We start from the raw sequence: 14,141 nt of genomic DNA on the forward strand, positions 1-14,141 counted from the left end.
CGAACGGACGCACAGCGCTCTAAATCACCAATCAGTCGTCCGCCCCCAGCGCCTCGTAAGTATCACGCTCACCGGCGATGATGGCGCGTTTGCCGACATGGTTGGCGGGGCCGACAATGCCTTCCTGTTCCATACGCTCGACCAGCGAGGCCGCGCGGTTGTAGCCAACGGACAGGCGGCGCTGGATGTAAGAAGTCGAGCACTTCTTGTCGCGCATCACCACCTTCACGGCCTTTTCATAGAGGTCGTCGCTGTCGTCGTCGCCCATCGAGGTCTTGTCGAAGACGGCCGTTTCCTCTTCCGCCTCGTCGTCGGCCTCGTCGGCGTCTTCCGTGACGGTGCCGAGATATTCCGGGCGTCCCTGGGTCTTCAGATGCGCCACGACCTTTTCCACTTCCTCGTCCGATACGAACGGACCGTGGACACGGGAGATACGGCCGCCACCCATCATGTGCAGCATGTCGCCCTGGCCGAGCAGGTGTTCCGCGCCCTGTTCACCGAGGATGGTGCGGCTGTCGATCTTCGATGTCACCTGGAAGGAAATGCGGGTCGGGAAGTTGGCCTTGATCGTGCCGGTAATGACATCGACCGAAGGGCGCTGTGTCGCCATGATGAGATGGATACCGGCGGCGCGGGCCATCTGCGCCAAGCGCTGGATCGCGCCTTCGATTTCCTTGCCCGCAACCATCATCAGGTCGGCCATCTCGTCGACGATGACGACGATATAGGGCATGGCCGTGAGGTCCATTTCCTCCTGCTCGTAGACAGCCTCGCCGGTCGCGCGGTCAAAGCCGGTCTGCACGTTGCAGAACACAGTCTCGCCCTTGGCGCGGGCGGCAGCAGCCCTTGCATTATAACCGTCGATATTGCGCACGCCGAGGCGCGACATCTTGCGATAGCGGTCTTCCATTTCGCGCACGGCCCATTTCAGCGCCATGACTGCTTTCTTCGGATCGGTCACGACCGGGGTCAGAAGATGCGGAATACCGTCGTAAACGGAAAGCTCGAGCATCTTGGGATCGACCATGATCAGGCGGCATTCCTCCGGCTTCAACCGGTAGAGCAGCGACAGGATCATGGTGTTGATGGCGACAGATTTACCCGAACCCGTGGTGCCGGCAACGAGCAGATGCGGCATCTTCGCCAGTTCGGCGATGACGGGTTCGCCGCCAATGGTCTTGCCGAGGCAAAGTGCCAGCTTTTGACGGGTCTCGCTGTAGTCAGTCGCTTCGATCAATTCGCGCAGATACACCGTCTCGCGCACCGGGTTGGGCAGTTCGATGCCGATGACATTGCGGCCGGGCACGACGGCGACACGCGCCGAAAGGGCCGACATGGAACGGGCGATATCGTCGGACAGGCCAATGACGCGTGAGGACTTCACACCCGGAGCGGGCTCGAACTCGTAAAGCGTCACGACAGGTCCGGGGCGGACGTCGATGATCTCGCCCTTGATGCCGAAATCCTCCAGCACGCTTTCCAGCAGGCCGGCGCTCTGTTCCAGCGCTTCGGGCGTCATGGTCGTGGTCTGCTGGACGCGGGCCTGCTGCAAAAGATCGATGGAGGGGTATTCATATTCCCCGTCCGCAAAGACCGGCGCTTCCCGGAACATCGGCTGCGAGGCCTGAATGGGCGCGCGCGGCGTGAAACGCGGCTCGGCCACGATTCTTTCGACCGGCTGAACCTGCTCCACGGGCCTCACCGGCTCGGCAACCACGGCCGCCTCGACGATGGGCTGTGGCGCGATCTCGGGTTCGGGAACCTGAATGGAGGCCGGGACTGCAAGATGATGCACGCCGATTTCGCGGTAGAGCCTGATCGGGGAACCGCCCGGAATTCGGACGACAGGCGGTACGGTGGAAAGCCGGATGGCGGGGGCGGCAGGAGATGCAGGGGCTGCCGCAGCAATCGCAGGCGCCGTCAGCAACGGGTTTGCAAGAATGGTGCGCGCGGATACGGGAAGGCCTTCGCCGGCGTCATCAGGCAGATCGAGCGTCATCACCTCCCAGAAAAGCTCATCCGGAAGATTGGCGGCAAAGGCTGGAATGGATGCCTGGGGCGTGGTGACCCGTTCGACAGATGTAAACGGCCCCGCGGACAGCGGCTGAGCGGACAAAGACATTTCCGGCGCCGGCGTTTCGAAGACAACGGCTGCATCTGCCGTCGCTGGCATCAGCGCTGCGGCGGCGGCTTCTTCCGCCTGCTTGCGGGCAAGCTCCAGCCGCAATTTGTAAGTCAGCGCCCTAGCGCCCCGCGCATCGGGCGGTTGCGGCAAAAACGGCATGCGTTGTGGCTGAACGCGTGGTTCCGGCGAATTTACGATCGGCTGAGAGGCGATCTCCTGTTGCACCACGACCTGCGGCAGATCGACCACCTCAGGTTCGGCAGATTCGGGCGGGACGGCAACGGGGACTTCCTCTTCCGCAAGATGCGGCGTCTCGACCGGCATGCGCCGGGTAAAAACGCTTTCCGGCGTGCGGGTAAAGCGGACATTCGGCCCGAGCACGAAAGCATTCTGCCAGCCCGGCATTTCGGCGCGGCCTTCGATAGCATCGGCAGCGCTGACATCGGCATTCGGCCGGGGCGTGACGCCGGCTTTTGTTGCCGTGGCCTGCTCCTGGCCTGCAGCAGCCTTGCCGCCGGCATGACGAGCCTTATCGCTCCCCTCCCCTACGCTATTGGACGAATTCTGGAATCTGGATCGGGAGAAACTCATGGCAGCGTGCACACTCATCATAAACGTACATATTTCGGTCTCCTTGAAATAGAAAATAAAGGTTAATTACCCCTTTCCAAACGGGGTCATGGAGGCAGAATTTCACTTTGCCCACAGGCAGGATACAACATGACTGGCCAAGGCAGGGGTATCCCAAGCCGTTAAATTTATTGCGTTAAATCAAGTTTCCGTCGATGCCGGCCAGTGATCGGCGTGGCGAAAGAAAAGGGGATTGCGGCAGTAAAGCATATTGTTTCCGCAAAGAGCCGCGCAACGTAAAATCATTGCTGTAAAGCCCGCGAATTAACGTGGACAGTGCCGAGGTTGCAGTCTTAAGATCGGGCAGGCTGCGGTCCAGCGGAAAGGCCGCCCCGCCCTCATTCCGGAGTGAATTTCATGTCGCTTGTCCACCTGTCCCGCCGCTCGCTTCTCAAGACCTCGCTGCTTCTTGCCGGAACCACCGGACTTGCGGGCATTGCCGCCGCGCAGCAGTCAAAGCCCGGCGGGCGGTTGATCGTTGCCGCCGATTCCGAGCCGAAGAACCTCAATCCCGCAATCGTCGCTTCCAACGGCGTGTTCTATATTGCGAGCAAGATCATCGAGCCGCTGGCGGAAGCCTCTTTCAACGGCAGGGACGGGCTGGAGCCAAGGCTTGCGACGGAATGGCACGGATCGGAGGACGGCTTAAGCGCCACCTTCAAGCTGCGCGAAGGCGTGACCTGGCATGACGGCAAACCCTTCACCTCCGCAGATGTGGCCTTTTCCGCGCTTTCGGTATGGAAGCCGCTGCAAAATCTCGGGCGGTTGGTCTTCGCCAATCTTGAAAAAGTGGATACGCCTGATGACCACACGGCCATCTTCCATTTCTCCAAGCCCACCCCCTTCCAGCTCATCCGCAATGCTTTGCCGGTCGTTACCAGCGTCGTGCCGAAACATCTTTATGAAGGCACCGATATTGCCACCAACCCGGCCAATACCAAACCGGTCGGCACCGGGCCTTTCGTTTTTGCGGAATACAAGCCCGGCGAATATTATCGCCTGACCCGCAACCCGAATTACTGGGGCAAGAACCAGCCGCAGCTGGACGAGATCATCTATCGCGTTCTGCCAGACCGGGCGGGTGCCGCGTCCGCGCTGGAGGCCGAGGAAATCCAGCTTGCCGCCTTTTCCGCCGTGCCGCTTGCCGATCTTGCCCGCATCGCGAAGGAGCCGGGCATCAAGGTCATCCCGGAGGGTTACGAAGCCCTCACCTATCAGCTCGTCGTGGAAATCAACCATCGCCGCAAGGAGCTGGCCGATCTTAAAGTCAGAAAGGCCATCGCCCACGCCATCGACAAAAAATTCGTAATCGACAAGGTCTTCCTCGGTTACGCCACGGCATCAACCGGCCCGGTCCCGAAAAATGCGCCCCAGTTTTATACCGGAGACGTCGAGACCTACGATTTCAACATCGCCAAGGCGAACACCCAGCTGGACGAGGCGGGTTATCCGCGCGGTGCAAACGGCACGCGTTTTTCGCTGAGGCTTCTGCCGGCACCATACTTCAACGAAACCAAGCAGTTCGGCTCCTATCTTCGCCAGGCGCTTCAGGAAATCGGCATCGATGCCGAGTTGGTCAACAATGATTCCGCCGCACACCAGAAAGCCGTCTACACCGACCACGCCTTCGATCTTGCCATCGCGCCGCCGGTCTTCCGTGGCGATCCGGCGATCTCCACCACCATTCTCGTGCGCTCCGGCATTCCGGCAGGCGTCGGCTTCTCCAATCAGGGCGGTTACGAGAACAAGGCGCTCGATGCGCTGATCGACAAGGCGGCGGAAACCGTGGATACGGCCGGCCGCACGGTGCTCTACAAGGACTTCCAGAAACAGGTCGCCGCCGATCTGCCGTTGATCAACGTCGCCGAGTGGGGTTTCATCACAGTGGCGCGCGATACGGTCAAGCATGTCGCCAGCAATCCCCGCTGGGCGGTTTCCAACTGGGCGGATACCGTGGTCGGCACCTGAGAAGCGCCGTGAGACGCGCGGCGACGTTGCTGCGGCGAAGGGCGATCAGCGCCATTCCGGTGCTGCTGATCGTTCTGGTCTTCACCTTCGTCCTGCTTGAAAACGCATCCGGCGACGCGGTCGACGCCTATCTCGTCTCCATCGGCGGCGGCGATGCCGGGCTGCGGGATGCGCTGCGCGAGCAATATGGCCTCAACGGTTCGGTGCTCGCCCGCTTCTGGCTCTATGCCAGCTCGGTGCTGCGGCTGGATTTCGGCTGGTCGCTAGCCTTCGACCGGCCCGTGCTAGGGCTGATCCTCGAACGGTTGCCGAACACGCTGCTGCTGATGGGCAGTGCCACGGCGCTTGCTTTCATCACCGGGACTGCACTCGGCATCGTGGCGGGCGCCCGTCCCGGTGGGTTGACCGACCGGGTGCTCTCCGCCCTGTCGCTGGCGCTTTACGCCACGCCGGGCTTCTGGCTCGGCCTGGTGCTCGCCATCGTCTTTGCCGTGCAGCTCCGATGGCTGCCGACATCCGGCATCGAAACCATCGCTTCGGGAAAACAGGGCCTTGCAAGGGGACTCGATATTGCGCGCCATCTCGTTCTGCCGGTCGCCAGTCTCGGCCTGATCTATCTGGCGCTTTTCCTCAGGGTCATGCGCACCGCGATGGCGGCGGTCTGGCCGCTGGATTTCGTGCTGTTCGCCAAGGCCAAGGGGCTTTCGAGACGACGGATCGTGCTGCGCCATGTCGCCCGCAACGCCGCCCTGCCGCTCGTTACCGTGCTCAGCCTGCAAGCCGCCACCATGCTTGGCGGCAGCGTCGTGATCGAGAGCGTCTTTGCCATTCCCGGTTTCGGCCGGCTCGCGCAGGAGGCCGTCAGCGGTCGCGACACGCCGCTGTTGATGGGCATTATTCTGACAAGCGCCATCTTCGTCATCCTAGTCAATCTCGTTGTCGACATTCTCTATGCCGTCCTCGATCCGCGTATCGGCAGCGGGGAGCAACAGGCATGAGTTTCGCTCTCCGGCTCCTGCGCAGTTTCGAAGGTGCAACGGGCGTCATCATCCTGACGCTGCTTGCGGTAACGGCGCTCGCCGCTCCCCTCCTGTTTCCCGGCGACCCACTGTCGATCGTCGGCGAGCCGCTCGTCGCGCCCTTCTCCGACGCCGCCTCGCCGCTGGGCACCGACCGGCTGGGCCGCGATGTGCTGGCCGGGCTTGCCCATGGCGCGCAGGCATCCCTGCTCGTCGGCATCGGCGCTGCCGCTGCCGCCCTCATGATCGGCACCGTCGTCGGCACCATTGCCGGATTTGCCGGCGGCCTCATCGACGAAGCCCTGATGCGCGTTGCCGACGCCTTCCAGATCGTGCCGAATTTCCTGCTGGCGCTTGCCTTCGTCAGCACCATCGGCCCATCCATGCCCATCGTCATCCTTGCGATTGCCCTTGGCGCCTGGGCGGATCCGGCGCGACTGATGCGGGCGCAGGTCCTGAGCATCCGCGAGAGGGATTATGTACAATCCGCACGCGCCATCGGCATGCATCCGCTGGAGATAGCCTTCCGGCAAATCCTGCCCAATGCCCTGCCGCCGGTGCTGGCGCTCGCCGCCATCATCGTCGCCGCCGCAATCCTCACCGAAGCGGCGCTGTCCTTCCTCGGTCTTGGCGATCCGAATATCGTCACCTGGGGTTCGATGATCGCGGAGGGGCGCAACGTCCTGCGGTCTGCGGCGTTTCTTTCCGTCATCCCCGGCATCGGCCTTCTGGTCACGGTCCTCGGCGTCTATCTTCTCGCAGAAGGCATCAACAGGGCGATGGCGACAGGGAAAGAAGCGTCATGAGCGGCAATGCACTCTGCCGGATCGACAATCTCAGCGTTCGCTATACGGCAGACGATGCACCGGCGTTGCAGGACATTTCACTGACGATCAGGCAGGAACAAAGACTGGCGATCATCGGCGAAAGCGGTTCAGGCAAATCGACGCTTGCCAAAGCCATTGCCGGCCTTCTGCCTGCGAGCACACGGGTTTCCGGCGATATTTCCTGGAGCCGTGACAGCGGTCTTTTCCCGGACAGGCCGATGCCGGGCCGCGATATCGGCTACATCTTTCAGGATACCGGCGCGACGCTGAACCCGGTTCTGACCATCGGCGAACAGGTGGCGGAAGGTGCCGTAAGGCATCTTGGCATCTCATGGAAGCAAGCGCGTGATCTCACCCGTGATCTTCTGGAACGGGTGCGACTGCCGCATCCCACGCATCTTGTCTCAGCCTATCCACACCAACTTTCCGGCGGGCAAAGGCAGCGTGTGGCGATTGCCGCCGCCATTGCCGCCCATCCCGCGATCCTGATTGCCGACGAAGCGACGAGCGCGCTCGACACGGTGAGCCAGGCCGCCATCGCCGCCCTGCTGGACAATCTCGTGCGCGAGGAAGAAAGAACACTGGTCTTCATCACCCATGATATCGGCCTCGCCTCCAGCCTTGCCGACGAGATCGCGGTTCTGCGTAGCGGGCGACTGGTGGAACATGGCACAACCCGGCAGGTGCTTTCCGCACCAGCGCATGATTATACGCGCGCGCTGCTCTCCGATTATCTCGATCTCTCCACCCCGCCGCTCATCCGCGAGGCCGCGTCATGAACGAAGCCCTTCTGAGCGTCGAGAACCTCTCAAAGACCTATCGGACCGGCGCACGCACAGTGCCAGCGCTCTCCGATATCTCCTTTTCGCTTCAGCCCGGCGAGACGCTGGGGCTTGCCGGCCCTTCGGGCTGCGGAAAGTCGACGCTGGCGCGCATCCTGATGCGACTGATCGCGGCCGATGAAGGCACGGTCAATTTTGAAAACCGCGACTGGCTTGCACTTGACGGCGGCGAACTGCGCACTGCGCGACGGCATATGCAGATGGTGTTTCAGGATACGCACGGCGCGTTCAACCCGCGCGCCAGCGTCGAGGACGCCATAGGCGAGCCGCTGCGTATCCACCACATCGTCGAAAGACGCGAACGCCCAGCAGAAATCCGCCGTCTTCTCGACCGTGTCGGCCTGCCCGCCAGCTATGCCGGCCGCTCCGTCTTCGAGCTTTCGGGCGGCCAGCGGCAGCGCGTGGCGATTGCGCGGGCGATCTCGCTCAAGCCATCCCTGCTCATTCTGGACGAAGCGGTTTCAGCGCTCGATGTTTCCGTTCGTCGGCAGATTCTCGAACTGCTGGTGGAAATACAACGGGAGACAGCCGTTGCCTGCATTTTCGTTTCCCATGATCTCGCGGTCATCCGCGCCGTCTGCCACCGCGTCGCCATCATGGAGGCGGGGCGGATCGTCGAAATCGGCAGAACCGCAAATATCATTTCCACACCGCAATCCTCGACCGCCAGAACACTGATCGAGGCCGCGCCGCGCCTGACCGTCACCGCACAAGGATAAGACATGCCCGCCCCGGATTACGCATTGCTTCTCGACCCGCCCGCCTTTCCCACAGAGCGTTACGCCGTCCTCGCAGACCGGCTGGCGGGTTTGATGAGCACGAAAAACGATGTGCTTCTGATACAGGCGGAAGCCGTGCTGGCCCTTGAGGCCGCCGCCACCAGCCTTGCGCGGCCGGGTCTGAGAGCACTCAATATCGTCACCAGCCCCTATGGCGCATGGTTCGGCGGCTGGCTGGAAAGAGGCGGCGCCACCGTCCGCAACCTGACTGCCAGCCCCGCAAAGCCAATCGCACTTCAGGAGGTCGAGCGGGCGCTGGAGGACGGCCCGGGTTTCGATCTTCTCGCCATCGTCCATGCGGAATCGGCAAGCGGCATTCTCAACCCCCTGCCCGCCATCGCGACAATGGCCAAAGACAGAGGCATCGTCACCATCGTCGATGCCGTCGCCTCGATCGGCGGCCATACCTTCGAGGCAGATCGGCTCGGCATCGATATCGCGGTCATCGGCCCGCAAAAGGCGCTGGCAGGCCCCGCCGGGGTGTCGGCGATCTCCGTCAGCCAGAGGGCTTGGGAACTTCTTTCGCATGGTGCCGCACCGGAAAACTCCATGCTCTCGCTTCTCGACCAGAAGAAACTCTGGCTCGAAACCGGCCGCGGCGCGCTTCCGGGAACGCCAGCACCGCTGGAATTCTTCGCATTGGAAGCGGCGCTCGACCGGATCGAGGCGGAGGGTCTCGCATCCGCCAACGAACGCCACAAACGGGCAGCCTTTGCTACCCGCGCCGGTATAAGGGCGCTCGGCATCGGGGCGTGGGTGGAGGAAGCCCACGCTTCATCTCTCGTTTCCACGGCAATATTGCCTGATACGGTCGAGACCGGTGCGTTTCTCGCGGCGGCTGCCGGACAGCAGGGGGCGGATATTTCCGGCGGTGTCGGTCCCGGAGCGGAACGGCTGATAAGGCTCAATCACACCGGCCGGCGCGCAAATCCGGATGCGGTGAAAGCCAATATCGCCGCCGTCTCAAGCGCCCTGAAAAGCCTCGGCCACGCCACAGACAGCGATTCCGCACTGGAAGCGGTCGAAAGAAGCTATTCGGAAGCTCCTGCGCGCCGTCTGTAACAGCGCAGATAAACGTTCATTGCGTAAAATCCGGAACTGGCGGAACGTCAGTCACGCTATTGTTGTTAAAATGGTAGACAAATTCCCCGGCCAATCTTGACGAAATCATGGCAACGCGCGAAACTTAACGCACTGTTAACTCGCGTGAAGAAGGGAAATGGCCATGGTAGCAGGGTTCAACATGCTCTCCTTTGACCTCTTTGGCATTGGCCGAAGAACGCCCGCCATAAACGAGCGGGTCGAGAAGGATTTGCAGGACAGGACGCCGCGCAGACCGGACGACCAGTCGAATGATGACGACCGTGACCAGGAATATGAACTGTTCTTCTGGTCGCTTTATCCGGTAATTTGAATTTGTAGCGGCAGCCCACAGGGACGCGCAATCCGGCGGCGATTCGTGTCGCGGATTCAAGACAAGGCGGCCTGCGGTTGTTCCGCCGGCATTGAACCTTGTCAAGAAGCGCCAGTTCATTCAATGATGGCCGCATGCGCCGGTCCGGAAATGAAAACAACTCTGCCAACAGGGATTTGAAGCTGCTGCGCCGTCTCCTGCGCGCCAAGGATCATATGGACGCAGCACCACACGAGGCGTGGCCTGTTTTGCGCCTCGCGAGCGTCAGTGGCGCCTCGCAGGCCCACTTCGCAAGATCGTTTCGAGATGCTTTCGGCATACCGCCTCACCGCTATCTGCTGACCCGCCGGGTCGAGCGTGCGGTGGCTCTGTTGCGCGACACGGACCTCCCAATCATCGAAATCGCTTTTGAAACCGGTTGGAACAGCATCGGCACTTTCGGCCGCATTTTCCGTGACGTGACCGGGGAGAACCCGAGTGAATTGCGGCGGCGGATGCGGGCTTCACCGGGTGATCTTGAGCCGGTTCCCCATTGTTTCGTCAGCGCCGCGCATCGCCCCCATCTCAAAATGGCAGTTTCGGAGAAGCGCCGACAAACGGAAAGCGCTAGGTACGACGGGCGAAACGGAGATATCTCATGAAAAATGGTGTTCAGGTTGTCGGGCTTTACGTTCTTGATCAGGAAGAGGCGCTGCAATTCTATGTCGAAAAACTTGGATTTCGTGTGCACACGGACGCACGCAATGGCGATTATCGCTGGTTGACTGTCCAGCACCCGGACCAGCCGGACTTTCAGTTGGGCCTGTTTCGGCCGCAGGCCCCAACCATTGATGACGCGACGGTACAGAACCTCATGGAAGCCGTGGCCAAAGGCGCGATGCCGCCGCTGGTTCTGGTGGTCGATGATTGCCAGGCAGCCTATGACGCGATGCACGAACGCGGCGTCGAATTCACCCAGGAACCGATCGCCCGCTACGGCTCAGTGGATGCGAGCTTCCGCGATCCTTCCGGCAATGGCTGGAAGCTCGTTCAGGCTCGATAAAACGTGGATCAGCCCCGGAGTGAACCCCGGGGCTGATGGAAAAAAGAGGTCAGCCGAACCGGCCCTGCCTCAGTGGTTGTCGCGCGGTAGGCCCTTGGTCTGGGCGATGCGCTGATACTTCACGGCCGGTTCCAGAACCGCGCCGGTTTCCATCTGGCTGACGATGCCGCGCTGGATTTCCTGCCATGGCGTCTGGTGATCGGGGAACTTGAAACCGCCCTCGGCAGCCAGCGCCTCGTAACGCTTGGCGAGTTCCTCGCCGGAAATCAAGATATCGGCCTTGCCGCGACCCACATCGACGCGAACGCGGTCACCCGTCTGCAGGATCGCAAGACCGCCGCCGGCCGCCGCTTCCGGAGAAGCATTGAGGATGGACGGGCTGCCCGACGTGCCGGACTGGCGGCCGTCACCGATGCAGGGCAGCGAGTTGATGCCTTCCTTTAGCAGATAATCCGGCGCGCGCATGTTCACCACTTCCGCCGCACCCGGATAACCGATGGGGCCGGCGCCACGCATGAACAGGACGGTGTTCGCGTCGATGCCAAGCGACGGGTCGTCGATGCGGTGATGGTAATCTTCCGGACCGTCGAACACCACGGCGCGGCCTTCGAAGGCTTCCGGATCGTTCGGGTTGGAGAGGTAGCGGTTGCGGAACTCTTCCGAGATCACGCTCGTCTTCATGATGGCGGACGAGAACAGGTTGCCGCGCAGAACGCGGAAACCGGCACGCTCCTTGAGCGGCTGATCGAAGGGACGGATGACCTTTTCGTCCTCAATGATGGCGCCACGGCAGTTGTCGCCGATGGTCTTGCCGTTCACGGTCATCGCGTCTTCCTTGATGAGCCCCTGGGTCATCAGCTGGTTGACGACCGCCGGAACACCGCCGGCATGGTAATAATCCTCACCGAGATACTCGCCGGCCGGCTGCAGGTTGACGAGCAGCGGCACATCTTCACCATAGGTCTGCCAGTCATCGACAGTCAGTTCGACGCCGACGTGGCGCGCAAGGCCGTTCAGATGGATCGGCGCGTTGGTGGAGCCGCCGATGGCCGAGTTGACGCGGATGGCGTTGATGAAGGCATCCTTGGTCATGATGTCGGACGGCTTCAGGTCTTCCTTGACCATTTCGACAATGCGCAGGCCAGTGAGATAGGAAATTTCCTGACGGTCGCGGTAAGGCGCCGGAATGGCGGCGGAGCCCGGAAGCTGCATGCCGAGCGCTTCGGCGAGCGAGTTCATCGTCGTCGCCGTACCCATGGTGTTGCAATAACCGGTGGAGGGCGCGGACGAGGCGACGAGCTTGACGAAGCCCTGATAGTCGATCTCGCCCTTGGCCAGAAGTTCGCGCGCCTTCCAGACAATGGTGCCGGAACCGGTGCGCTCGCCACGGAACCAGCCGTTCAGCATGGGGCCGACGGAAAGGGCGATGGCCGGAATGTTGACGGTGGCCGCCGCCATAAGACAGGCAGGCGTGGTCTTGTCGCAGCCGATGGTCAGAACAACGCCGTCGAGCGGATAGCCGTAAAGCACTTCCACGAGGCCGAGGTATGCGAGATTGCGGTCAAGACCCGCTGTCGGGCGCTTGCCGGTTTCCTGGATCGGATGCACCGGAAATTCGATGGCGATGCCGCCCGCTTCACGGATGCCTTCGCGCAGGCGATGCGCCAGCTCCAGATGGTGGCGGTTGCAGGGCGAAAGGTCCGAGCCGGTCTGCGCAATGCCGATGATCGGGCGGTCGGACTGAAGCTCGGCCTGGCTCAGACCGAAATTCATGTAACGCTCGAGATAAAGCGCCGTCATATCCGCATTGGCGGGGTTGTCGAACCACGCGCGCGAACGAAGGTTGCCTTGGGTTGCGGGCAGATTGTCGGATTTGGTCATGATGCGGTCTCCAGCCGGAAGTGGCCAACGGTAAAATATTACGAAATGCGACAAGCTTATGTTGTGCGCAAGGAAAAGGGAATCAGCGTCTTGGAATCACGCATAGCCGACAGAGCAGGCCCAGACGAGTGAATTGGGGCTGTTCTTCAGTTTTAGCCGAATATTTTTCGGTGCTTACGACCATACCGGCGTTGCGCAACGGCCTCTCCCTCCCTGCCTTGCCGGATTGCGGCTGGCCCCGTGGCCCCACAATCCGTCACGACCTGACTTGCATATTTGTATTACTATTAGATAGCGTCGCGGCCTGTCAAGCCGGATCAGGGCTCATTATGGGCTGGTTCCGAGAGATGGAAAAATAAGAATAATTTTCATAAGCAATTGATTTATTACAGCATATTACCAATACTCAATGGAGAGGATGTGATGCGAATTGAAAGTCTGCTAAAAAACCCCTTTTCAAGAGTATTACTATATGCTCATAGTGACGCCGTCACGCTGACATCATTTCTGGGAGGATAAGATGAGAAAAGCTCTTGCGGCAATCACTGTCGCCGTTTCCGCATGCCTTGCATCCAGTGTTTCCGCACAATCGCTGACCGTCGGCTTCTCGCAGATCGGCTCCGAATCTGGATGGCGCGCTGCTGAAACCACCGTCACCAAACAGCAGGCTGAAAAGCGCGGCGTCACGCTGAAATTCGCCGACGCACAGCAGAAGCAGGAAAATCAGATCAAGGCCGTTCGCGGCTTCATCGCGCAGGGCGTCGATGCGATCCTGATCGCACCTGTCGTCGCAACCGGCTGGGACGCCGTGCTGAAGGAAGCAAAGGAAGAAAAAATTCCGGTCATCCTGCTCGATCGCCAGATCGAAGCGCCTGATGATCTTTATCTGACTGCGGTCACCTCGGATCAGGTTCACGAAGGCAAGGTCGCCGGCGACTGGCTCGTCAAGGATGTCGGCGCGAAGGACTGCAAGGTCGTCGAATTGCAGGGCACGACCGGCTCTTCGCCTGCCATCAACCGCAAGAAGGGCTTCGAGGAAGCCATCGCTTCGCACAAGAACATCAAGATCGTGCGCTCGCAGACGGGTGACTTCACCCGTACCAAGGGCAAGGAAGTGATGGAAAGCTTCATCAAGGCCGAAGGCGGCGGCAAGGATATCTGTGCCGTATACGCCCATAATGACGACATGGCCGTCGGCGCAATCCAGGCGATCAAGGAAGCCGGCCTCAAGCCCGGAAGCGACATCAAGGTCGTATCCATCGACGCCGTGCCTGACATCTTCAAGGCTATGGCCGCCGGCGAAGCCAATGCGACGGTGGAACTGACGCCAGACATGGCCGGCCCGGCTTTCGACGCTCTCGAAGCCTATCTGAAAGACAAGAAGGCACCGCCGAAGTGGATTCAGACCGAATCCAAGCTCTACACAGCGTCTGACGATCCGATGAAGGTCTACGAGGCGAAGAAGGGTCTGGGTTACTAAGCCATTTCTTCGGAGGAACGGTGCAAGAGTTGCGCCGTTTCTTTTAGCTGCCTGGGAGAGGAAAGATCTTTCCGGTTCAGTCCGCAGATTTATTGCGTTTGAAACGAGCGAGTGCCGCTTGTTTCTTCTACCCG

At 61.0% G+C, this 14,141-nt stretch carries 12 protein-coding genes; 10 read left to right on the forward strand and 2 right to left on the reverse strand.

Translation table 11 applies throughout. The features are described 5' to 3' along the window. Positions 1 to 31: 31 nt before the first annotated feature. Positions 32 to 2,737, reverse strand: a complete 2,706-nt coding sequence (locus QSK43_RS15060) for a DNA translocase FtsK (RefSeq protein ID WP_332304106.1) — start codon at positions 2,735 to 2,737, stop codon at positions 32 to 34. Between the two features lie 375 nt (positions 2,738 to 3,112). Here QSK43_RS15060 and QSK43_RS15065 point away from each other — a divergent pair, with 375 nt between their 5' ends. The 9 genes from QSK43_RS15065 (at position 3,113) to QSK43_RS15105 (ending at position 10,646) form a co-directional block, all read left to right on the forward strand. Next, positions 3,113 to 4,723 carry an ABC transporter substrate-binding protein gene (locus QSK43_RS15065; protein WP_332304107.1) on the forward strand — a complete coding sequence of 537 codons (1,611 nt, stop codon included), beginning with the start codon at positions 3,113 to 3,115 and terminating at the stop codon, positions 4,721 to 4,723. 8 nt (positions 4,724 to 4,731) lie between these two features. Beyond that, positions 4,732 to 5,721 (forward strand): ABC transporter permease, encoded by a 990-nt coding sequence (locus QSK43_RS15070; protein WP_332304108.1) that lies wholly within the window; start codon positions 4,732 to 4,734, stop codon positions 5,719 to 5,721. Then, entirely contained in the window at positions 5,718 to 6,548 is an 831-nt protein-coding gene (locus tag QSK43_RS15075) for an ABC transporter permease (protein ID WP_332304109.1), read from the forward strand. Before QSK43_RS15070 ends, QSK43_RS15075 begins: the two co-directional genes overlap by 4 nt. After that, positions 6,545 to 7,348 (forward strand): ABC transporter ATP-binding protein, encoded by an 804-nt coding sequence (locus tag QSK43_RS15080; protein ID WP_332304110.1) that lies wholly within the window; start codon positions 6,545 to 6,547, stop codon positions 7,346 to 7,348. Before QSK43_RS15075 ends, QSK43_RS15080 begins: the two co-directional genes overlap by 4 nt. Continuing rightward, complete coding sequence (locus tag QSK43_RS15085; protein WP_332304111.1) at positions 7,345 to 8,130, forward strand: ABC transporter ATP-binding protein; 786 nt, start codon at positions 7,345 to 7,347, stop codon at positions 8,128 to 8,130. The genes QSK43_RS15080 and QSK43_RS15085 overlap by 4 nt, the downstream gene beginning before the upstream one ends. Positions 8,131 to 8,133: 3 nt before the next feature. Beyond that, positions 8,134 to 9,252 carry a pyridoxal-phosphate-dependent aminotransferase family protein gene (locus tag QSK43_RS15090; RefSeq protein WP_332304112.1) on the forward strand — a complete coding sequence of 373 codons (1,119 nt, stop codon included), beginning with the start codon at positions 8,134 to 8,136 and terminating at the stop codon, positions 9,250 to 9,252. Between the two features lie 157 nt (positions 9,253 to 9,409). Continuing rightward, a complete protein-coding gene (locus tag QSK43_RS15095; RefSeq protein WP_013761494.1) occupies positions 9,410 to 9,604 on the forward strand; it encodes a hypothetical protein in 195 nt (64 codons plus the stop codon). A 134-nt stretch (positions 9,605 to 9,738) separates the two neighbouring features. Beyond that, the gene (locus tag QSK43_RS15100) at positions 9,739 to 10,245 is read left to right on the forward strand and encodes an AraC family transcriptional regulator (RefSeq protein ID WP_332304113.1); all 507 of its coding nucleotides are present in this window, start codon (positions 9,739 to 9,741) and stop codon (positions 10,243 to 10,245) included. After that, the gene (locus QSK43_RS15105) at positions 10,242 to 10,646 is read left to right on the forward strand and encodes a VOC family protein (RefSeq protein WP_332304114.1); all 405 of its coding nucleotides are present in this window, start codon (positions 10,242 to 10,244) and stop codon (positions 10,644 to 10,646) included. Before QSK43_RS15100 ends, QSK43_RS15105 begins: the two co-directional genes overlap by 4 nt. Before the next feature lie 69 nt (positions 10,647 to 10,715). Here the strand turns inward: QSK43_RS15105 and QSK43_RS15110 are convergent, their stop codons facing one another. Then, on the reverse strand, positions 10,716 to 12,527 hold the full coding sequence (locus QSK43_RS15110; RefSeq protein ID WP_332304115.1) for an IlvD/Edd family dehydratase: 1,812 nt from the start codon (positions 12,525 to 12,527) through the stop codon (positions 10,716 to 10,718). 520 nt (positions 12,528 to 13,047) lie between these two features. On the opposite strand from QSK43_RS15110, the gene ytfQ reads away from it, so the two are divergent. Beyond that, entirely contained in the window at positions 13,048 to 14,007 is a 960-nt protein-coding gene (gene ytfQ / locus QSK43_RS15115) for a galactofuranose ABC transporter, galactofuranose-binding protein YtfQ (protein WP_045021854.1), read from the forward strand. The last annotated feature ends 134 nt before the right edge of the window (positions 14,008 to 14,141 follow it).

It is taken from the genome of Rhizobium sp. GR12, from assembly GCF_036596185.1.
Classification (GTDB): Bacteria; Pseudomonadota; Alphaproteobacteria; order Rhizobiales; family Rhizobiaceae; genus Agrobacterium; species Agrobacterium nepotum.